Below are 18,834 nucleotides of genomic sequence, written 5' to 3'. Positions count from 1 at the left end.
TGCCCGTGTGGCTGATCCCGTGCGTGTCCCGACCGACGACCCGCTTGCCTGGTTGACGAAGCTCGAAGGCGTTCCGTCCGCGCTCGCCGCGGCGCGCGACGGTGTCGACGCGATGCTGCGCGACCGCGGCATGCGGCAGACCTACCCCGAGCAGACGGGCGAGTCGCTGCTGCGCGGCGCGCACGCCTCGGCCGTCCTCGAGGGGTCGACCTCCACGATCGAGCAGGTCCGCGACGGCGAGGGTGACGAGATCGCGCGGGCAGCGCTGCGGGTCAGCACCGGGATGCTCGCGTTGGTGCCGACGATCGGGACGGCCCCGCTGCAGGCGTTCGCCCGGCTGCACGCGTTGGCCGGCAAGGGCGACGTCGACGAGGAGTCGCTGGGGCGCCCGGTGAACGCGGCCGGCGCCGAGCGGCTGGCAGGGCTCGGCGAGACGATGCTCGCCACCAACCAGCCGGCCATCCTCGTCGCAGCACTGGTGCACGCCGAGCTGGTCACCGTTGCGCCGTTCGGCTCCTACAACGGGCTGGTCGCCCGGGCGGCCGAGCGCCTGGTCCTGGTCGCGCGCGGCGTCGACCCGGCGTCGGTCGTCGTACCGGAGGCGGGGCACCTGGCGCTGCGGGCGCAGTACGAGTCGAACCTGCGCGCGTACCGCGATGGCGGGCGTCAGGGCCTGCACGCGTGGATCCTCTACGTGACCGAGGCGGTCACCAGGGCGGTCGAGTTCTCGCCGTTGCGGGACCCGCGCTGAGTCTGGGTGTCTGGCACTTCATCTCGACCAGCTCGATGACCGGGACGGAGCTCGATGTCCGGGGACGGAGCTCGATGTCCGGGGACAGATGAGCGGCACCGGGGACGAGTCCTCGATGCCGCTCGAAACACACGGTTCTGGCTACCAAGCGTGCACGGTCTAATTGTTGCCCCGGGAGCGTCCCGGTCGGTCAACGCCCTCTACGAAGGGAGATCGCCGCGTGGGTACCGTCGTCGTGTGTTGGTTTGAAGTTGTGCTGTTCCCTGTGTACGCCGGACCTCGGGTGACATTCAAGGGTTGACTTTCGCGGCGTTCGGGAAGTGGACCGAGGTCCGCCGCTTGCCGAGCGGGTTGTGTGCCCCACGACGCGCTATAGCGCGCCCTCAGGCACACGACTCGGGGCGGTGAGATAGGTCGCTCGGCAGATGGCTCGACGAACCCTGCTCCGGATAATGGCGAGCATGAGCTCCGAGACTGCGCCCGCCTCACCGGGCGACGTGTGGCAGGAAGCCACCCGGCTGACCCGGCTCAAGGTGCTCTTCGACGTTGCTGCCGCCTCGCTGTTCCTGCTCATCGCCGGGCTGCTGCAGGCGCGCACCTCCAGCGCGATGGTGTGGGCGACCGTCGCGCTCGCGGTCGGGTTCGCCCTGCGCCGTGTCTCGGTCGCTCTGATGCTGCTCGCCGCGCTGGTCGCGACGGTGGTCCAGCTGGTCAGCGGGGACGTCGCGGTGATCGGCAACATCGCCTTCGCGCCGTTGGCGTTCGTGCTCGGCGAGCACCCCTCGCGCACGGTCCGCCGGGTCGGGTTCGTCGCGGTCACGCTCGCGATCGCCGGTGCCGGCCTCTGGTCGGCCTTCGTCGGGACCAACCAGCTCGAGCGGTCCGGGTACGCCGGCGTCGGGATGACCGCGATCACCGCCGTCGTCGTCGGGGGTGGGTACGCCGCCGGGTTCGTCCGGTGGCAGGGCCGCCGTGCCGTCCAGGCGCAGGTCGAGGTCGCGTTCGCCGCCGCCGAACGGCACCGGGTCGAGGTCCTCTACCGCCAGGAGCAGGAGCGCAACCGGATCGCCGCTGACATGCACGACCTGGTCGCCCACTCCTGGGCGATCGTCGCGGCGCAGGCCGACGGCGCGCGCTACGTCCTGCGTGACGATCCGGCGCGTGCCGAGGAGGCACTGAACCTGATCGGCGAGACCGCACGCTCGGCGATGAACGACGTCCGAGGGTTGCTCGCCGAGCTGCGCGACGGTGCTCCGACGACGCCGGTCGAGGCGCCGGTGATCGACAGCGTGATCGCGCGGATGCGTGCGACGGGCCTGGTCATCGAGCACGCGCGTCACGGAGCACCTGCTGCCGGCGCGGCCGCAGAGGCAGCCGGTTTCGTTCTCACCGAGTCGCTGACCAATGCGCTCAAGCACGGCGACCGGACCCACCCGGTCGAGGTCGTCGAGGACTGGCGCGACGGGTGCGTGATCCGGGTCGCGAACACCGTCCCGCCGGGTGCGGCGGTTTCCGGAAGCGGCCACGGTCTGCGCGGCATGACTGAGCGGGTGGCCTCGGTCTCGGCCAGCAGCCAGGGTCGGCACTGGCTCGTCGAGGTGCGGATCCCGGCAGGGGCGCGATGACCGTTCGAGTGCTGCTCGTCGACGACGAGGCGATGTTCCGCGCCGGCATCGCGATGGTGGTCGGCTCGCAGGAGGACCTCGAGGTCGTCGGTGAGGCGGGCGACGGCGCGGCCGCGCTGGAGCAGGTCGTCGCGCTGCGACCCGACGTCGTCGTGATGGACGTGCAGATGCCTGGCGTCGACGGGGTTGCCGCCACCGCGGCGATGGTCGAGAAGCTCGGCGAGGACTGCCCGCGCATCCTGATCCTGACGACCTTCGACCTCGACGAGGCGGCCGCGTCCGCCATCGAGGCCGGCGCGAGCGGCTTCCTGCTGAAGTCCTCCGAGCCCGACTTCCTGCTCGCCCTCCCTCCGCGCGGTCGCCTCGGGCAACCAGGTCGTCGCCGCCGGAGCCACCCGGCAGCTGTGGGAGCGGTTCCGTGCCCGCCCGACCCGCACGCCCGGCCCCGAGTACGACGACCTCACCGAACGCGAGCGCGAGATCTTGCGCCGCGCGGCAGAAGGGTTGTCGAACGCCGAGATTGCCGAGGCCGAGTTCCTCGCGGTCGGCACGGTGAAGGTGCACGTCTCGCGGATCCTCATGAAGCTGGGTCTGCGGGACCGGGTGCAGCTGGTCGTGTACGCGTACGAGCACGGCCTGACGTAGCCGCTCATCGAGCGTCCCGGGTGTCGAGCTTGCCGAGACGCGGTGCCCCCGGGTGTCGAGCCTGCCGAGACGCGGTGCCCCCGGGTCGTCGAGCTTGCCGAGACGCGGTGCCCCCGGGTCGTCGAGCTTGCCGAGACGCGGTGCCCGGGTCGTCGAGCTTGCCGAGACGCGGTGCCCCCGGGTCGTCGAGCTTGCCGAGACGCGGTGCCCGGGTCGTCGAGCTTGCCGAGACGCAGTGCCCCCGGGTGTCGAGCTTGCCGAGACGCGGTGCCCCCGGGTGTCGAGCCTGCCGAGACGCGGCGACCTACTTCTCGAGAGGTACGTCAACTCCTGTCTCGCGCCTGATTTCCCCGCCCCACGCCGTCCCTAGCGTGGAAACCATGAACACGAACCTCCCGCCCGTCCTCTCCTTTCGGGCCGCCACCAAGTCCTACGGATCGACCACCTCGCCGGTCCTCGCTCTCGACCAGGTCACCGTGGACATCCACGCCGGCCAGCTCACCGCCGTCATGGGGCCGTCGGGCTCAGGCAAGTCCACGCTGATGAACCTCGCGGCCGGCCTGGACGACCCGACGTCCGGCGAGGTCTGGCTGGCCGAGCACCCGCTGCACCGGCTCGATGACGAGCACCGCACGATCCTGCGACGTACCCACGTGGGCTTCGTCTTCCAGGCGTTCAACCTGGTGCCGACCCTGACGGCGTACGAGAACGTGCTGCTGCCGTTCGACCTCGCCGGCCGCAAGCTGCGTCCCGAGGACGTCGCCTGGATCGACCGGCTCCTGTCCGAGCTCGGGATCGCCGAGCGCCGCGACCACCGTCCCGCGGAGCTGTCCGGCGGCCAGCAGCAGCGGGTCGCGATCGCGCGCGCACTCGCCTCGCGCCCGAGCGTCGTGATCGCCGACGAGCCGACCGGCAACCTCGACACCCGGTCCTCGCGCGAGGTGCTCGACCTGCTGCGCACCGCCGTCGACGACTACCGCCAGACGATCGTGATGGTCAGCCACGACCCGGTCGCGGCGTCGCGCGCCGATCGGATCCTGCTCATCGCCGACGGCCGGATCGTCGGCGACCACGGACGCTGCACCGCCGAGCAGATCTCCTCGTTGCTCATCAACCTCGAGGTCGGTGCCGCGTGAGGGCGTCGTTGATCCTCGGGTCGGTGCGCCAGCTCGGGACGATAGCCCTGGTGGCGGGCCTGTGCGGTGCCTACGCGGCGTTGCTGATCATGTGCAGCGCGTACTTCTCGGTGAACAGCGACGCGTCCGGCGGGGGGCTCGGCGCCATCCTGGCGGTGGTCTCGACGGTGTTCATCCTGCTCGCGATCTACGTCTCCGCGGTGGTGATCGTGAACTGCGTCGACACCGTCCTGGCCGGGTTGCTCCCGCGGATCGCTTTGCTGAGGTTGCTGGGCGCCTCGGCCACATCCCTGCGCTCGGCCGTCGTACGACGCACGACGGTCGTCGCGCTCGGAGGAGCCGTCCTGGGCACCACCGTCGGCGTTGCCATCGCCACGGTGCTCCGGTTGATCCTCGTGGCGCGCGGCGATTTGAAAGACCTGGACTACCCGGTCCTCAGTACGTGGCTGGTGCTTCCGCTTGCCGCCGTCGTGGTGATGACGTTCTTGGCCGCCCGCCTCGGTGCTCGTGGGGTCCTCAAGGTCTCGCCCGCTGCGGGCATGGTCGGCGCCGCCGCGCCGGCTCCGGAAGCACAGCCGCGCACGGTCCGCGCGCGGCTCGCACTGACGATCATCGGCGCGGGTGCGGTGCTCCTGCTGCTGGCCGGCTGGTCGGGGGAGTCCGGCACGACCCCGATCGGGTTCCTGGTCGCGTTCCTCGGTGCGGCTACCGCCGGCACGGGTCTGCTGTCCGGCGCCCGCTTGGTGATCCCTGCTGCCGTCGGCGCGCTCGGTCGCCTGCTGGGCAACCGGACCGAGGCGCGCATCGCCCGGCGCAATGCCGTGACCAATCCACTGCGGACCACCCGCGCGACGATGGGCTTGGTCATCGGAGTAACCCTGGTGACCACGACGGCCTCGGGTACCGACGCCCTACGCCGCAACGTGCTGGCTCAACCCGGCACGGCGGCGCAGCGGCACGAGGCCGTCACCATCTTGTCCACGGTCACCGCTGTCATGGTCGCGGTGATCCTGATGTCTGCCGTGATTGCGGCGGTCGGGTTCGTGAGCACCATGTCCTTGGCGGTCATCGAGCGCAGTCGCGAGATCGGCGTGCTCCGCGCGCTCGGCTTCACCGGCTCGCAGGTTCGTTCCATGGTGGTGCGCGAAGCCGTCGCGCTCGCCTGCTCCGCGATCGCGCTCGGCGTCGGCCTGGGACTCGCGTTCGGATCGCTCGGTGCGCAATCGATCACCGGCTCGCGCCACGACGGATTCATCTGGGGTACGCCGTGGGTCGTGCTCGGCACGATCGTCGTCGCGGCTGCAGCACTCGTGGTGGTCTCGTCGTTGGCGCCGGCGCGGCGGGCGGTGCGGATCGCTCCAGCGGATGCGTTGCGTGCCCGATGAGTCGAGTTGTGTGCCTCAGCGCGCGCTAGAGCGCGCCCTCAGGCACACGACTCATCCGGTGAGCGCCTCGATGACCTTCGCGACACGTCGAGCCCGGGTGTCCTCCGCCTTGGCCGTCTCGACCTGGCGGGCATGCTCCTTCTGCTTGGAGTAGCTGAGCTTCTCCCAAGCCGCGGTCGCCGCTTTGTCGCCCTTCAGTGCCGCAGCGAGGGCCTCGGGCACTTCAACAGTTCGGGGTGCGTCGTCGAGGGTCAGCGTCACCTCGACCTCGTCACCGGCCGCACGTCCGGTCGCCTTGCGGGTCTCGGCGTTGAACGAGAGCAGGAACCTTCCGCCCATCGAGGAGATCGTGTTGGCGTAGGTGTAGTCGCCGTCGATGGTCACAGTCACCGGCACCCGCTTGCCGTGGTCGAACGCGGCGACGACCTCGTCGGGGACGACGATGGCCACGTTGTTGCCGCCCATGGATGCCAGGACGGTTCGGAAGGTCTGGACGCTCATGCCGAGTGTGCTCGCTTCGCCTTGCGCGCGTTCACCCACACCGCAGCGCCGATCCCCGCCGCGCCCGCGATCGCGAGCGCAGCCAGTGTCGGCTTGGCCGGCGGCAGCTTCACCCGGCTGCCCAGGGCGACGGGACGCTCGAACACCAGCACCGGCCACCCCTTCTCCTTGGCGACCTTGCGCAGCTCCTTGTCCGGGTTCACCGCGAACGGGTGGCCGACGGCCTCGAGCATCGTGACGTCGGTGACCGAGTCGCTGTAGGCGTACGAGCCGTCCAGGTCGTACCCGCGCTTGCGAGCCAGGTCGCGCACCGCCTTGGCCTTGTTCTCGGCGTAGGCGTAGAAGCGGATCTTGCCGGTGTACTTGCCTTCCGGCGAGACCTCCATCCGGGTGGCGACCACGTGGTCCGCCCCGAGCATCGCGCCGATCGGCTCGACCATCTCCGCCCCGGAGGTGGAGACGATGATGACGTCGCGCCCGGCAGCGTGGTGCTCCTCGATGAGGCTCACGGCCTCGTCGTACACGAGCGGGTCGACGATGTTGTGCAAGGTGTCGGCGACGATGTCGGTGACGGTCTGCACGTCCCAGCCGGTGCAGAGCTGCGACATCATCTGCCGCATCTTCTCCATCTGGTCGTGGTCAGCCCCGCCGACCATGTAGACGAACTGCGCGTACGCCGAGCGCAGCACGGCCCCGCGTGAGATCAGTCCGCCAGCCTGGAACTCCCGCGAGAACGCGAAGGTGCTCGACTTGGCGATGATGGTCTTGTCGAGGTCGAAGAAGGCAGCCGTGGGCCGAGCGCTGCTCGATCCGGTCGGGCCCATGCTTTGAGTCTAGGGATGCACGCACTCGCCCGTGGCGCATTGGTGCCTTCCACAGGCTGGAGAGAGCAGGGCCTCTCCACAGTCGAACGTCCACGGCGAGCTCGGGGAATGCGCTGCAGACGACGGTCACACGATGCAGCTCCCCTTCAGAGGCCCCCTGGTGGTCACCGATGACGAGTCCCTGACGGCGTACCTGACCAGGGCGGCAGCTGCCGCTGGCGTCGTCCCCGAATTCGTGCGGGACACGCGGGACGCGTTGACCAGCTGGTCGTCCGCACCGCTGGTGCTGGTGGGCGTCGATCAGCTCGACCCGCTCGCGGAGCTCGCGCCGCTGCGTCGAGCCGCCGTACACGTCGTCGGCCTCGGTGACTTGCGCGACGAGGTCTTCCGCACGGCGCTCGTGTGCGGGGCTTCGACGGTGCTGGAGCTGCCCCTGGCGGAGCGACAGCTGGCCGATCTGCTCAGCGACGCGGTTGCCGGCGAGAGTGAACCGGGAGTGATGGTCGGCGTCGTCGGAGGCTCAGGTGGAGTCGGGTCCACCACGTTCGCGGCGGCGCTCGCCGTCTCGTGCGCGTCAGGGTCGGACACGATGCTCGTCGACCTCGATCCCTACGGAGGCGGAGTCGACCGGGTAATCGGGGTGGAGGCCACTGACGGGATCCGCTGGGAGCAGCTCGCCGAGGCGGCAGGGAGGTTCAGTGCCCGCTCGCTGCGCGACGCGCTGCCCCGACGAGGCTCGCTCTCGGTTCTCTGCTGGTCCGCGGACCGGGCCGCCTCGCTGTCCGCGCAGACCGTTCGATCCGCACTCTCGGCGGGTCGTCGCGGTCATCAGGTCGTGGTGATCGACCTGCCTCGGGCGCCGGATCCGATCGGTGACGAGGTGCTCGCTCGGTGCGACCACGTCGTCCTGGTCAGCTCGATGACCGTGCCGGGCCTGGCCGCGGCCGCCCTGGTCGCGCGCCGCCTCCCGGCGGACCGGACCGGAGTAGTGATCCGGGGTCGTGGCGGGATCCAGGACGTGGCGGTCGAGCACCTCCTGGGGCTTCCGGTCTGGCACAGGATGCCCGACCAGCGCAGGCTCGACGAGTCGGTGAGTCTGGGACTCGGGCCGTTGCGCGCAGGTCGCGGCCCGTTGGCGAAGGCGGCTAGGCAGGTCTCCGGGGTGCTCGCTCTGGAGGCGGCGTCGTGAACGGAGGTGTTCCTCCGGACAGCCTCAGTGCCGTGCGGGACGAGCTCGCGCGGACCGGCTCAGAGGTCACTCCGCACCAGGTCGCTCGAGCGCTGCGGCAGCGAGGGAGGCCGGTCGGGGATGCGGAAGTGCTGGCGGTGCACGACGCACTGAGGCGCGACGTCCTGGGGGCAGGGCCTCTCGAAGACCTGCTCGCCCTGCCCGGTGTCACTGACGTGCTGGTCAACGGTGCGGAGGAGGTGTGGATCGACCGCGGTCAGGGCCTCGAGCTCACCTCGGTCAGGTTTGACGACGAGGACGCCGTACGTCGGCTCGCCCAAAGGCTCGCCACCGTCGGCGGCCGCAGGTTGGACACGGCATCGCCGTACGTCGACCTCCGACTGCCGGACGGCACCCGCTTCCACGCGGTCCTCCATCCGATCGCGCGGCCCGGAACGATGATCTCCTTGCGGGTCCCGAGCCGGCGCACGCTCGACCTCGCGGCGATCGAAGCATCCGGCGCGATCAGCTCTGACGGGGCCGCCTTGCTCCGGCAGGTCGTGGCTCGTCGTCTCGCTTTCCTGGTGACCGGTGGAACCGGCACGGGCAAGACGACGCTGCTCGGCGCTCTGCTCTCGCTCGTCGATCCGGCGCACCGCATCGTGCTGGTCGAGGATGCCAGCGAGCTGCGGCCCCAACATCCCCACGTGGTCGCGCTCGAGTCACGACCGGCGAACGTGGAAGGAGCGGGCGAGGTGCCTCTGAGGACCTTGGTCAGGCAAGCACTGCGGATGCGTCCGGATCGGCTGGTCGTCGGCGAGGTCCGCGGTGCGGAGGTCGTGGACCTGATGGCGGCGATGAACACCGGGCACGAGGGCGGCTGCGGGACGCTGCACGCGAACTCGGCCGGCGATGTGCCTGCCCGCATCGAGAGCCTTGCCATGGCCGCCGGCCTTGGTAGGGAGGCAGCGGCCAGCCAGCTCGCTTCGGCCGTGGACGCCGTCATCCACCTCGACCGTGGCCCCGCCGGCCAGCGCGCGGTGCGGGAGATCGGCGTCGTCGTTCGGACCGGAGCGACGGCGGAGGTGCTCACCGCCGTCCGGTTCGGGTCTGAGCAAGGCACGGAGTGCGGTCCGGGGTTTGCTCGGCTGGAAATGTTGCTCGCCCGGTGACAGCCGTCATCGCCGCGTTGGCCGCGTCGTTCGTCGTCGGGCTCTGGGGTGCCTCGCGGCCCGCCTCGAGAGCGACGCCGGCTCCTTGGGTACTCGTTCCACTGGCGCTCTTCGTCATGGTCCTGGCAGCGGGGCCCTCGCTGCCTCCACCCTTGGTGGTGATCGCGGCGCTGACGGCGTCTGTCATCGTCGGTCGGCTGCGGCGCTCGCGGATGCGCGTCGCCGCGGCACGCAGAACGGGTCACGCACTTGCCGCGTGCGAAGGCATGGCTGCGGATCTTCGATCCGGGCTGCCTCCGACCACGGCGCTCGACGCTGCAGCCGACGATTGGGCGGAGTTCCGCCCGGTTGCCGATGCTGCTCGGCTCGGCGGAGACGTCCCCGCCGCAGTTCGCAGGCTCGCTGCTCAGCCGGGAGCGGGGGAGCTGCGCACCGTAGCGGCCGCCTGGGTGGTCGCTCACCGTTCGGGCGCGAGTCTGGCCGACGCGGTTTCGCTCGCAAGCCGTTCGATGCGGGAGGCTGAGGCGATGTCGCAGCTCGTGGAGACAGAGCTCGCGTCGGCACGGGCGACAGCGAGGATGCTCGCGCTGCTACCTCTAGGTGTGCTTGTGCTCGCCCGAGGAACGGGCGGCGACCCGTTCGCCTTCCTCCTCGGCACGGCTCCAGGACTGATCTGCTTGTCGTGCGGATTGCTGCTCACCTGGGCGGGTCTGGTGTGGCTCGACCGCATCGCCGAAGGGGTTCGAGGATGATCGCCGCCGTCACAGCCGCAGTCGTCCTGGTGTTGCTCGTCGGCTATCGCGCCGCGCCGACGCTGAAGGCGGTCGAGGTAGATGCAGAGCCGGTGATGGAGGAGCACGCGTCGCTGCTCCGCATCTGGCGTCTCCCGCTCGGAGTGCTGGTCGGGTGTGCAGCGTGGGCGTTCCTCGGTGGGTTCGTCGGGGCGGTCGGCGGGGTCGCCGTCGCCGTCGTGGCGTGGAAGATCCTGGGCGCGGTGGAGAGTCCGGACGCAAAGAAGCGACGCGTCGAGCTGGAACGCGACCTGCCCGTGGCAGTTCACCTGCTCGGAGCCGCGCTGGCCTCCGGATCCTCCTCGACCACCGCAGTGCTGGACGTCGCTGAGGCGCTTCCCGGCGCTATCGCGGATGAGCTCCGCCGGACGTATCACCGTCTCCTGCTCGGCGTCGATCCGGTCACCGTCTGGCGAACCGTCGACGGCGCGCTGCAGCCGCTGGGAAGGACGTTGGTGAGGGCACACGAGTCGGGTGCCTCGGTTCGCGGTGCTGTCGAGCGCTTGTCGGAGGACCTGCGTGCGGGGAGTCAGCAGCGTGCCGAAGCGATCGCGCGCACGGTGGAGGTTCGCGCGTCGGCGCCCCTGGGTGCTTGCTTCCTGCCGGCCTTCGTGGTGCTCGGCATCGTCCCGATGACTGTCGGGATCTTCTCCACCCTCGATCTCTTCGGCTGACCAGCACATCCACAGCGCTACCGATCCAGGTGTTCTCCACCTCTGTCGGAACATCGATCGCACGCTCCGACGAAGGCGAGGAATCTCATCTCTGCAAGGAGATTGCCGCCATCGGGGCGGCAGCGCTTCGACAAGGGAGACGAGATGCGCAAGGCAGAGCGGCGGAAGCTGCAGATGATCCGGGACGAGGCCGGTGCCACCACCGCCGAGTACGCGGTGTGCACCGGAGCGGGGGTCGGCTTCGCCGGGATCCTGTTCAAGGTTCTGACCAGTGATGTCGGTCAGAAGCTGATCACCACGGTCCTCGACAAGATCACGGGGATCCTCCCCTTCTGAGCCGGTCGCTGGTGGGAGGGCAGGGGCCTGCTCTCCCACCAGGTCCGAGGAGAGGTTGCATGATGAGGGGACGAAAGAATCAGGACGGTGCCGTCGCTGCCGAGACCGCAGTGGTGCTGCCTGTGCTGGTCCTGGTCGCCGCGGCGCTCGCATGGCTGGTCGCTGCTGGCGTGAACCAGGTCCGCACGGTTGACGCGGCACGAGAAACCGCCCGCGCACTGGCTCGGGACGAGGATCCCGCCACCGCCGAGGTTTATGGCCGCAAGGTCGCTCCGGAGGGAGCGGTCTTCGCCATCCGCCACGACGGGGGGCACATCGAGGTGGAGGTGGTTGCCCGCATCCCTGGCCCGGCACGTCTGTTCGGCGGGTTGCCCGGCTTCACGGCCAGGAGTACAGCGGTTGCGCAGGCCGAACCGTGAACCGCCGGCGCTCCCAGGACGGCGTGGCCACGACTCTTGCCCTCGTCGTGGTCGGCGTGCTGGTCTTCGTCGCTGCACTGGCCTGTGGCGCGACCGCAGTGGTGGTCGGCCACCGCCGCGCCCAGGCCGCCGCCGATCTCGGCGCGCTGGCCGCAGCGGAGGTTCTGCAGTCGGGTGGAGACGGCTGCGCCGCGGCGGGATCGATCGTGGTCGCCAATGCGGCTGAGCTCGTCGGCTGCTCGTCCGACAACGGCTCGACGCTCGTCTCGGTCGTGATCCGTCTTCCCCGCCTGCTCGGTCAACGGGAGCTGCACGCTCGGGCTCGTGCCGGCCCGTCGGGGTCGAGGTGATCGATTGCCACGACCGGAAATCGGGTAAGGAACCTCGCGTGAGTGGGGAAATCGACAAGAAAACAAGGTCCACGGTTCTCGTCGCCGGCGGCACCGGGTTCGTGGGGCGGCGCCTGGCGGCTGCCCTCGACGAAGCCGGGCACGACGTACGGGTGATGACGCGGAAGCCGGACGGCTACAACGGCCCGGGCACCGCGGTCTACGGCGACGTCGGCGAGCCGGAGTCTCTGAAGGAGGCAATGGCGGGCGCAGACGCGGCGTACTACCTGGTGCACTCGTTGGAGTCGGAGAATTTCGAGGAGATAGACGCCAAGGCGGCCGCCGCGTTCGGTGACCGGGCAGCGCAGGAGCGCGTCGGCCAGATCATCTACCTCGGTGGGCTCGGGGATGACGACGACGACCTGTCGGCGCACCTGCGCAGCCGTCGTCAGGTCGAGAAGCTGCTCGCCCAGAGCGGTGCGCCGGTCACGGTGCTGCGCGCGGGCATCATCGTCGGGCACGGCGGCATCTCCTGGGAGATCACCCGCCAGCTCGTCGAGCACCTGCCGGCGATGGTGACGCCCAAGTGGGTGAACACCAAGACCCAGCCGATCGCCGTCGACGACGTGGTCCGCTACCTGGTCGGGGTCCTGGGCAACGCCGAGGCGCGTGGGCGGGTCTTCGAGATCGGTGGGCCCGACGTGCTGAAGTACCGCGACATGCTCACCCGGGTCGCCGAAGCCCAGGGCCAGCACCTGCCGATCGTGCCCGTCCCGCTGCTCACTCCCGGCCTGTCCTCGCGGTGGCTCTCGCTGGTCACCGACGTCGACACCGAGACCGGACGCAACCTGGTCGACTCGATGGCCAACGAGGTGATCGTCCGCGACGACAGCATCCGTGAGGTGGTGCCGTTCGAGCTGACCGGCTACGACGACGCCGTCCGGCACGCCCTCGAAGAACGGCGCGCGGTCCGGTGACCCGCGCGAGGAGGCTGCGCCCGGTCCGTGACCTGTTCCGGAAGGCAGCCGAGAAGAACGAGACGCGCCCCGTCGTCGTACGCCGCCGCAAGGTCGTCGCCGGCACCTCGGTTCTCGGCGCCTCACTGCTCGGTGCAGGGCTGTCGACCGAGCCGGGGTCGCGTGCCTTCTACGGCACCACCGGCGCGGTCGCGGGCATCTGGACCGTGGGCGGATTCGCCTCCGGTCCGCTGCACCGGGGGTGGACGCCCGGTCCGGACAACAAGCTCCGACGTCCGTTGCTGACGCCGCTCGCCCTGGGTGTCGGCGCGTTCGGTGCCTTCTACGGCGCAGCCCTGGTCGCGAGGCGTATACCCGTGCTGGACCGTGCCATCTCCGGCGTCCTCGACTACGCCGACGAGGGCGACGACAAGCTCGTGCTCGCCACCACGCTGGCCAACGGCATCGGGGAGGAGATCTTCTTCCGCGGTGCCCTGTACGCCGCGCTGCCGGAGAAGCCGGTGCTCGCCTCGACGGCGATCTACACGCTGTCGACCACGACCACCCGCAATCCGGCGCTCGTGCTCGCGGCCGGCGTGATGGGCACGTTGTTCGGGTTGCAGCGTCGTGCCTCGGGGGGTCTGCAGGCGCCGGTGATCACGCACCTCACCTGGTCCACACTGATGCTGCGGTTCTTGCCACCGCTGTTCCGCAAGCCCCTGCCCGAGCACGAGCTCCCCGAGGAGAAGTCACGATGACCGAGTCGACGCTCGACCGGATCCTGGACCGCAGCCTGCTCGGTGGGTACTCGGCGATCGGCTACGGCCTGCGTCGGCGGCACTGGCGCGAGAACGACCCGGCCCCGGGATCGATGGACGGCAAGCGCGTGATCGTGACCGGCGCGAACTCGGGTCTCGGCAAGGCTGCTGCGCTCGGACTCGCGCGCCTCGGCGCGACCGTGTACCTGCTGGTCCGCAACGAGGAGCGCGGCAGGGCTGCGGTCGATGACATCGCCCGTCAGATCGCCGGCGCTCGGCTGGAGCTCGAGATCTGCGACGTCTCCGACCTCGCCGACGTACGCCGCTGGGCAAGCGGTTTCGTCGAGACCGGCCAGCAGGTCGACGTGCTGATCCACAACGCCGGCTCGCTGCCCGAGGAGCGCACTGAGTCGCCCGAGGGTCACGAGCTGACGGTGGCGACGCACGTGCTCGGTCCGGTGCTGATGACCGAGCTGCTGCGTCCGGTCCTCTCCGGCGCCCGCGTCGTCCTGGTCTCCTCGGGAGGCATGTACGCGCAGAAGCTGCCGGTCGACGACCCGGACTTCGAGGAGGGCACCTACCGCGGTGCCACGGCGTACGCGCGTTCCAAGCGGATCCAGGTCGCGCTGACCCCGGTGCTGCAGCAGCGGTGGCAGAACTACGGGATCAGCGTGCACGCGATGCACCCGGGCTGGGCCGACACCCCGGGCGTCGCCGACTCGCTGCCGGTGTTCCGTGCCCTCACCCGGCCGGTGCTGCGCGATGCCGAGCAGGGTGCCGACACGATCGTGTGGCTGGCCGCGACCCAGCCCGGCGTGGCCGGCGGCGGGTTCTGGCACGACCGGGTGCAGCGCCCGACCAGCTACCGGTCGGGGACCGAGGAGACGCCCGCCGAGGTCGAGCGGATGTGGACCTGGGTCGCGGAGGCCGCGGGCATCGAGCGCTGACGTCGGCGCTGGCTCGCGAGCCGTCGTTCAGATCCTCCGGAGGACCAGGAGGGCCACGTCGTCCTGGAGGGTGTCGTCGCCCAGCGCGCCGGCGATGATGTTCGCGCAGGCCGTCTCCGCGTCGATGCCGGAGGTGAAGGCTGCACGGATCCGGGTCATCCGGTACTCGTAGGGATTGGCGTGCCCGACGAACGTCGGCTTGACGTCGGTCAGTCCGTCGGTGTGCAGAGCGACGACCGTCCCGGGCTCCAGGTCGACGGTGTGGCTGTGGCGCTCGAAGTCGGGAAGGTGGCCGAGAAGCAGGTCGGTGGACAGGTCGCTGGGGTGTGCTGTCCCGTCCCCGGCCCGCGCGATGATCGGCGGCGGATGTCCGGCCAGGGAGATGACCAGCTTCTCGTACGGCGGCTCGGTGATCGCGAAGGCAACGGTGGCCAGGGCGTTGTTCTCGAAGTGGCACAGCTTCCTGTCCAGGAGGGTGAGCACCGTGGCCGGGTCGCTGTGCTCCAGGGCGTAGGCGCGCAGGGCACTGCGGAGCCTGCCCATGATCACGGCGGCGCGGAGGCCGTGCCCCTGGACGTCGCCCATCACCAGGCACACCCGCCCGTCGGGCAGGGTGAAGACGTCGTACCAGTCGCCTCCGAGGTCGCCGTCTGCGGGCAGGTACCGCACGGCGATGTCGAGCCCGTCGATCAACGGGGGAGCAGCGGGCAGCAGGCTGCGCTGCAGCGCGAGGGCCGCCGTGTGGTCGTCGGTGCCGACCTTCATGGAGAGTCGCTCGGCGATCTCGGCAGCGCTGCCCTTCAGCTGGTCGACGTCGGCGGCGGTGAACTCGTGATCAGCCTGCTTGCTGCCGACGTGGAGGACTCCGAGGAGGCGTACGCCGGACTCGACCGGGACGCCCAGCAGCGTCCGGACGCCCGAGTGCCGCAGGACCGGGTTGAGGACGGTGCTGGGCCGTACGTCGTCGAGCAGCACGGGTGCGCGTTCGCTGGCGATGCGCCCGGCGAAACCAGCGCCGACCCGCACGTGGGTCGCGCCGCGCCAGACCCGTCCGAGCCCGGCCGAGGCTGCCGGCTCGAGAACCTCGCCGGACTCGTCGAGCAGGAGCAGGCTGGCGGTGTCCGACCCGAGCTCGTCGCGGAGCTTCTCGAGGACGTCGTCGAACGAGGCCGTTGGGGAAGTCACCCGGGACCCACTCACCTGTGCGGACGGAACCCCGATTTCTTGAGGTCGTCCTAGATCCTGCCACGAGCGGATTTCTTCAAACCGCCCTGGTCGCGCGCCAAGCGGGAACGCGCCCCAGGACGGTCCGAGCTGTGGCGGGGACGTGGGGTTGACGTTGCCTGCGCGTTGCCCGCCGAGGCCTAGCGTTGTCAGCACGGTGAAGGTCATGCAGTACGCCATCGCTGAGAGTGTGTTCGTCAAGCAGCCGGCGGACGCACTCGTCCGAAGACGACCCTCCACCTAGGCGGCATCACATGACGGAGTCAGACCAAGCATCGACGTTCACCTCTCGCGCGCAGCGTCGCGCGGACTGCCTGTGGGCGGCGTTGCGCATCCGTCGGCAGCAGTCGACCGAGGAGCCCGGAGAGCCCCCGGCAGACGACCAGTAGCGGTCAGCCGGAGCGGGCCGCGAGGACCTGCTCACGCAGGATCTCTGCGTGACCCACGTGCTGCGCCAGCTCGCGCACGACGTGCAGCAGCACCCAGCGGAGGGTGACTTCCGCGATGCGCGGGTGGCCGGTCAGCACCGTCTCCAGCGGCATGCCGGCGACCGCCCGTGCCGAGGCGTCCGCCACCTCGCGGTGCCGGGCCTGGATGCCGGCGATCGTGTCCTCGGGATCGAGGTCGTAGGAGTCGTCGACCGTCGGGGGCAGGCCGAGGTCGGCGCGCGGCGTCCCGGTGAGGGTCTCGACGAACCAGACCTGCTCGACGTACGCCGCGTGCTTGACCAGGCCCAGCAGCGTGGTCTTCGAGGGCACCAGCTGCGCGCGGGCCTCGTCCTCGGTCAGGCCGTCCAGCGACTCGTTGAGGGCGCGCCGGTACGTCGTCAGGAAGGCGTCGAGCTGCTCGCGCTCCTCGGCGACGTGCACGGTGTAGGTCTCGGCGATGATGTCCACCCCGGCATCATCGCGCACGCCGCCCGGTGTGTCAGAGCTCGACGGTCTTGTTGGTCCCGGGGAACTTGTCCGGGTCGCCGGTCACCGCGGCGCGGACGGCGCCGACGAGCTGCTTGACCTTGCTGCTCGGGGAGTCCCAGTACTCCACCGACTCGACGTCGACCGAGATCAGGGTCAGGCCCCGCGGTCTCCACGCCGTCGGGGAACCAGACCTCGAGCGCGGGGGACCACAGCTGCTCGGCCTTGGCCCTGTCCTGGACCTGACGGGCGACGCCCGAAGCCGACGTCCAGGTGCTGTTGTCCTTGTCCGCGAAGGACACGTTCACCTGGGGGTTCTCGGCGATCTCCGCGATCTTGGCGGAGTCGTCGTAGCAGAAGAACCAGAGCACGCCGTCGAACTCCGCTGCCTGCAAGGCCATCGGGCGGCTGACGTGCTTCCCGTCGGCGGTCATCGTCGTGAACATGCTGATCCGCGCGTTGCTGACGAGCTGAGCCACCTGGGACGTCGATTCCGAAGTTGTCATGCTGGTCGGGTACCCCCTTCGCCGAGGTCCACGCCGACCCGCTCCAGTACGGTCGCGTGGTGGACATTGCCGCTCGCATCCGCTCCGGCCAGGGAGACTTCGTCCTGTTCGCGGTCACCCCGCCGCGCCGCTCGACGCCGGCGGAGCGTCTTCCGGAGATCGCCCGCGCGACCGTCGAACGTCTCGAGCACCTCGACCTCGACGGGCTGGTCCTCTACGACATCGACGACGAGAGCTCGCGCAACCCGGTCGAGCGTCCGTTCCCGTTCAGCCCGACGGTCGACCCTGCCTCGTACCGGACCGAGCACCTGGGGCAGTGGCGCACACCGGTGATCGTCTACCGCGCTGTCGGCAAGTACCAGCGGGAGGACCTGCAGGCGTGGATCGCCGAGCAGAACCCGCAGCGCACCCTGTCGGTGATGGTCGGCGCTGCCTCGAGCGGAGCGACGCCGTCGGTCACCCTCGGGGATGCGCAGGCGCTGAGCGCCGAGGTCAACCCGGACCTGCTGCTGGGCGGGGTCGCGATCCCCGAGCGGCACAGCCGCCGAGAGAACGAGCACCTGCGTCTGATCGCCAAGCAGGAAGCCGGCTGCCGGTTCTTCGTGACCCAGGTGGTCTACGACCTCAACGCAGCCAAGAACCTCGTCTCCGACTACCGCTACGAGTGCGCCGAGCGCGGGCTGACGCCGGTGCCGATCGTGTTCACATTCTCGGTGTGCGGGTCGATGAAGACGCTGGAGTTCCTGCGCTGGCTCGGGGTCGACGTACCGCGGTGGATCGAGAACGACCTGCGGCACACGACCGACCCGCTGGCTGCCTCGCTGGAGCAGGCGGCGGCGACGGCGATCGAGCTGGTCGACTTCTGCCGGCGGCTCGGCGTGCCGTTCGGGCTCAACGTGGAGAGCGTCTCGATCCGGCGCGAGGAGATCGAGGCGTCGGTCGAGCTCGCGGCTCAGCTTCTGGCACACCTGCGCGCGTAGTGCAGGGGTGAGATCCGGCCGACCGGGTACGAGACCGTACGACGTGCCCGGCGCGGCCGCGAAGCGGTGATGACGGGCCGTCTCCCTGCAGGCGCTGAGACCGTTGGCGTCATCGATGCAGAGGGCGCTCAGCCGTCCTCTCGGAGCAATCCCTCCCGGGGTCTCATCCGGCTTTGCCCGCAGGCGCGCTCGCGAGCGCGGGCGGGTCGATGAGCGCTTCCGGGTCCACTCACTCGGAACAGAGGTAGCGACATGTCACGCCACTTGGGCAACCCCACGACCGCCGATCTCACGTCCCACGACCCGGCTCGCATCCGCACGATCGCGACCATCGTGGCGGCCACCTTCCTCCTCGTCGGGGTCCTCGGCTTCATCCCCGGAGTCACGACCGACTTCGACGACCTCACCTTCGCCGGGCACCACTCGGGCGCCCAGCTCCTCGGAGTCTTCGGGGTCTCCGTCCTGCACAACCTGGTTCACCTGGCCTTCGGAGTCGTGGGCCTCGCCCTCGCCCGGACCTCACGGGGGGCATTCGGCTACCTGATCGGCGGCGGCATCGTCTACCTGGTGCTCACCGTGTACGGGCTGCTGGTCGACCGGCACGCGGACGCCAACTTCGTGCCGCTGGACGAGGCCGACAACTGGCTGCACCTGTTCCTCGGCCTGGGCATGGTGGGCCTCGGTCTTCTCTTCCGGCGCGACGTCGAGGACGTCGCGGCGGCCAGCGCACGGTGACCGGCGTCAGCTGGGGTTCCGTGTTCCTGAGGTCCCAGCGGCCGGGAGACAGAGCGCC

At 70.2% G+C, this 18,834-nt stretch carries 22 protein-coding genes and 2 pseudogenes; 19 read left to right on the top strand and 5 right to left on the bottom strand.

The window, feature by feature from the left end:
- Nucleotides 1–7: 7 nt before the first annotated feature.
- The 6 genes and pseudogenes from ABIE44_RS07815 (at nt 8) to ABIE44_RS07790 (ending at nt 5,542) form a co-directional block, all read left to right on the top strand.
- The gene (locus ABIE44_RS07815; RefSeq protein ID WP_354437922.1) at nt 8–751 is read left to right on the top strand and encodes a Fic family protein; all 744 of its coding nucleotides are present in this window, start codon (nt 8–10) and stop codon (nt 749–751) included.
- A gap of 461 nt (nt 752–1,212) precedes the next feature.
- Nucleotides 1,213–2,376: a sensor histidine kinase gene (locus ABIE44_RS07810; protein ID WP_209719844.1), complete on the top strand. Its 1,164-nt coding sequence runs from the start codon at nt 1,213–1,215 to the stop codon at nt 2,374–2,376.
- Nucleotides 2,373–2,657: pseudogene (locus ABIE44_RS07805) on the top strand (response regulator); the annotation flags it as partial. The gene ABIE44_RS07810 and the pseudogene ABIE44_RS07805, both read left to right, overlap by 4 nt.
- Before the next feature lie 223 nt (nt 2,658–2,880).
- Entirely contained in the window at nt 2,881–3,021 is a 141-nt protein-coding gene (locus ABIE44_RS07800; protein WP_354438376.1) for a response regulator transcription factor, read from the top strand.
- A gap of 380 nt (nt 3,022–3,401) precedes the next feature.
- The gene (locus ABIE44_RS07795; RefSeq protein WP_209719850.1) at nt 3,402–4,157 is read left to right on the top strand and encodes an ABC transporter ATP-binding protein; all 756 of its coding nucleotides are present in this window, start codon (nt 3,402–3,404) and stop codon (nt 4,155–4,157) included.
- Nucleotides 4,154–5,542, top strand: coding sequence for an ABC transporter permease (locus ABIE44_RS07790; protein ID WP_209719853.1), 1,389 nt, complete (start codon nt 4,154–4,156; stop codon nt 5,540–5,542). Before ABIE44_RS07795 ends, ABIE44_RS07790 begins: the two co-directional genes overlap by 4 nt.
- Nucleotides 5,543–5,593: 51 nt before the next feature.
- On the opposite strand, the gene ABIE44_RS07785 is transcribed toward ABIE44_RS07790, so the two are convergent.
- Together ABIE44_RS07785 and ABIE44_RS07780 are read right to left on the bottom strand one after the other, a co-directional pair.
- Nucleotides 5,594–6,043 carry a YdeI/OmpD-associated family protein gene (locus ABIE44_RS07785; protein WP_209719856.1) on the bottom strand — a complete coding sequence of 150 codons (450 nt, stop codon included), beginning with the start codon at nt 6,041–6,043 and terminating at the stop codon, nt 5,594–5,596.
- Entirely contained in the window at nt 6,040–6,867 is an 828-nt protein-coding gene (locus ABIE44_RS07780; protein ID WP_209719859.1) for an HAD family hydrolase, read from the bottom strand. The genes ABIE44_RS07785 and ABIE44_RS07780 overlap by 4 nt, the downstream gene beginning before the upstream one ends.
- 133 nt (nt 6,868–7,000) lie before the next feature.
- On the opposite strand from ABIE44_RS07780, the gene ssd reads away from it, so the two are divergent.
- From ssd to ABIE44_RS07730, 10 genes are all read left to right on the top strand, one after another.
- On the top strand, nt 7,001–8,056 hold the full coding sequence (ssd, locus tag ABIE44_RS07775; RefSeq protein WP_209719863.1) for a septum site-determining protein Ssd: 1,056 nt from the start codon (nt 7,001–7,003) through the stop codon (nt 8,054–8,056).
- Complete coding sequence (locus ABIE44_RS07770) at nt 8,053–9,207, top strand: TadA family conjugal transfer-associated ATPase (RefSeq protein ID WP_209719865.1); 1,155 nt, start codon at nt 8,053–8,055, stop codon at nt 9,205–9,207. The genes ssd and ABIE44_RS07770 overlap by 4 nt, the downstream gene beginning before the upstream one ends.
- Nucleotides 9,204–9,959 (top strand): type II secretion system F family protein, encoded by a 756-nt coding sequence (locus ABIE44_RS07765; RefSeq protein WP_209719868.1) that lies wholly within the window; start codon nt 9,204–9,206, stop codon nt 9,957–9,959. The genes ABIE44_RS07770 and ABIE44_RS07765 overlap by 4 nt, the downstream gene beginning before the upstream one ends.
- Nucleotides 9,956–10,672 carry a type II secretion system F family protein gene (locus tag ABIE44_RS07760; RefSeq protein WP_209719871.1) on the top strand — a complete coding sequence of 239 codons (717 nt, stop codon included), beginning with the start codon at nt 9,956–9,958 and terminating at the stop codon, nt 10,670–10,672. The genes ABIE44_RS07765 and ABIE44_RS07760 overlap by 4 nt, the downstream gene beginning before the upstream one ends.
- Nucleotides 10,673–10,816: 144 nt before the next feature.
- Entirely contained in the window at nt 10,817–11,008 is a 192-nt protein-coding gene (locus ABIE44_RS07755; RefSeq protein ID WP_209719873.1) for a DUF4244 domain-containing protein, read from the top strand.
- A 59-nt stretch (nt 11,009–11,067) separates the two neighbouring features.
- Nucleotides 11,068–11,427: a TadE family type IV pilus minor pilin gene (locus tag ABIE44_RS07750; RefSeq protein ID WP_209719876.1), complete on the top strand. Its 360-nt coding sequence runs from the start codon at nt 11,068–11,070 to the stop codon at nt 11,425–11,427.
- The gene (locus ABIE44_RS07745) at nt 11,424–11,777 is read left to right on the top strand and encodes an Rv3654c family TadE-like protein (RefSeq protein WP_209719879.1); all 354 of its coding nucleotides are present in this window, start codon (nt 11,424–11,426) and stop codon (nt 11,775–11,777) included. The genes ABIE44_RS07750 and ABIE44_RS07745 overlap by 4 nt, the downstream gene beginning before the upstream one ends.
- Nucleotides 11,778–11,815: 38 nt before the next feature.
- Complete coding sequence (locus ABIE44_RS07740) at nt 11,816–12,733, top strand: NAD(P)H-binding protein (RefSeq protein ID WP_354437921.1); 918 nt, start codon at nt 11,816–11,818, stop codon at nt 12,731–12,733.
- Nucleotides 12,730–13,470, top strand: coding sequence for a CPBP family intramembrane glutamic endopeptidase (locus ABIE44_RS07735; protein WP_209719881.1), 741 nt, complete (start codon nt 12,730–12,732; stop codon nt 13,468–13,470). Before ABIE44_RS07740 ends, ABIE44_RS07735 begins: the two co-directional genes overlap by 4 nt.
- Nucleotides 13,467–14,417, top strand: coding sequence for an SDR family NAD(P)-dependent oxidoreductase (locus ABIE44_RS07730; RefSeq protein ID WP_209719884.1), 951 nt, complete (start codon nt 13,467–13,469; stop codon nt 14,415–14,417). Before ABIE44_RS07735 ends, ABIE44_RS07730 begins: the two co-directional genes overlap by 4 nt.
- Before the next feature lie 27 nt (nt 14,418–14,444).
- On the opposite strand, the gene ABIE44_RS07725 is transcribed toward ABIE44_RS07730, so the two are convergent.
- The gene (locus ABIE44_RS07725; RefSeq protein ID WP_209719887.1) at nt 14,445–15,602 is read right to left on the bottom strand and encodes a PP2C family protein-serine/threonine phosphatase; all 1,158 of its coding nucleotides are present in this window, start codon (nt 15,600–15,602) and stop codon (nt 14,445–14,447) included.
- 293 nt (nt 15,603–15,895) lie between these two features.
- On the opposite strand from ABIE44_RS07725, the gene ABIE44_RS07720 reads away from it, so the two are divergent.
- The gene (locus ABIE44_RS07720; protein ID WP_354437920.1) at nt 15,896–16,030 is read left to right on the top strand and encodes a hypothetical protein; all 135 of its coding nucleotides are present in this window, start codon (nt 15,896–15,898) and stop codon (nt 16,028–16,030) included.
- Between the two features lie 3 nt (nt 16,031–16,033).
- Here the strand turns inward: ABIE44_RS07720 and ABIE44_RS07715 are convergent, their stop codons facing one another.
- The gene (locus tag ABIE44_RS07715) at nt 16,034–16,537 is read right to left on the bottom strand and encodes a DinB family protein (protein ID WP_354437919.1); all 504 of its coding nucleotides are present in this window, start codon (nt 16,535–16,537) and stop codon (nt 16,034–16,036) included.
- 194 nt (nt 16,538–16,731) lie between these two features.
- Nucleotides 16,732–17,061: pseudogene (locus ABIE44_RS07710) on the bottom strand (pyridoxamine 5'-phosphate oxidase family protein); the annotation flags it as partial.
- 59 nt (nt 17,062–17,120) lie between these two features.
- Between ABIE44_RS07710 and ABIE44_RS07705 the strand changes: the two are divergent.
- Nucleotides 17,121–18,041: a methylenetetrahydrofolate reductase gene (locus ABIE44_RS07705; protein WP_209719895.1), complete on the top strand. Its 921-nt coding sequence runs from the start codon at nt 17,121–17,123 to the stop codon at nt 18,039–18,041.
- 252 nt (nt 18,042–18,293) lie between these two features.
- Nucleotides 18,294–18,776 carry a DUF4383 domain-containing protein gene (locus ABIE44_RS07700; protein ID WP_209719898.1) on the top strand — a complete coding sequence of 161 codons (483 nt, stop codon included), beginning with the start codon at nt 18,294–18,296 and terminating at the stop codon, nt 18,774–18,776.
- The last annotated feature ends 58 nt before the right edge of the window (nt 18,777–18,834 follow it).

The sequence above is a fragment of the Marmoricola sp. OAE513 genome, from assembly GCF_040546585.1.
Lineage (GTDB): Bacteria > Actinomycetota > Actinomycetes > Propionibacteriales > Nocardioidaceae > Marmoricola.
The sequence above is the reverse complement of the archived record's forward strand: the minus strand, read 5'-3'. Positions and strand labels throughout refer to the sequence as shown.

Bases quoted from the DNA above. Each gene is read 5' to 3' on its own strand.
- ABIE44_RS07730 (WP_209719884.1), top strand. From the start codon at position 13,467: ATGACCGAGTCGACGCTCGACCGGATCCTGGACCGCAGCCTGCTCGGT.
- ABIE44_RS07720 (WP_354437920.1), top strand. From the start codon at position 15,896: ATGACGGAGTCAGACCAAGCATCGACGTTCACCTCTCGCGCGCAGCGT.
- ABIE44_RS07785 (WP_209719856.1), bottom strand. From the start codon at position 6,043: ATGAGCGTCCAGACCTTCCGAACCGTCCTGGCATCCATGGGCGGCAAC.
- ABIE44_RS07810 (WP_209719844.1), top strand. From the start codon at position 1,213: ATGAGCTCCGAGACTGCGCCCGCCTCACCGGGCGACGTGTGGCAGGAA.
- ABIE44_RS07780 (WP_209719859.1), bottom strand. From the start codon at position 6,867: ATGGGCCCGACCGGATCGAGCAGCGCTCGGCCCACGGCTGCCTTCTTC.
- ABIE44_RS07760 (WP_209719871.1), top strand. From the start codon at position 9,956: ATGATCGCCGCCGTCACAGCCGCAGTCGTCCTGGTGTTGCTCGTCGGC.
- ABIE44_RS07795 (WP_209719850.1), top strand. From the start codon at position 3,402: ATGAACACGAACCTCCCGCCCGTCCTCTCCTTTCGGGCCGCCACCAAG.
- ABIE44_RS07750 (WP_209719876.1), top strand. From the start codon at position 11,068: ATGATGAGGGGACGAAAGAATCAGGACGGTGCCGTCGCTGCCGAGACC.
- ssd (WP_209719863.1), top strand. From the start codon at position 7,001: ATGCAGCTCCCCTTCAGAGGCCCCCTGGTGGTCACCGATGACGAGTCC.
- ABIE44_RS07755 (WP_209719873.1), top strand. From the start codon at position 10,817: ATGCGCAAGGCAGAGCGGCGGAAGCTGCAGATGATCCGGGACGAGGCC.
- ABIE44_RS07700 (WP_209719898.1), top strand. From the start codon at position 18,294: ATGTCACGCCACTTGGGCAACCCCACGACCGCCGATCTCACGTCCCAC.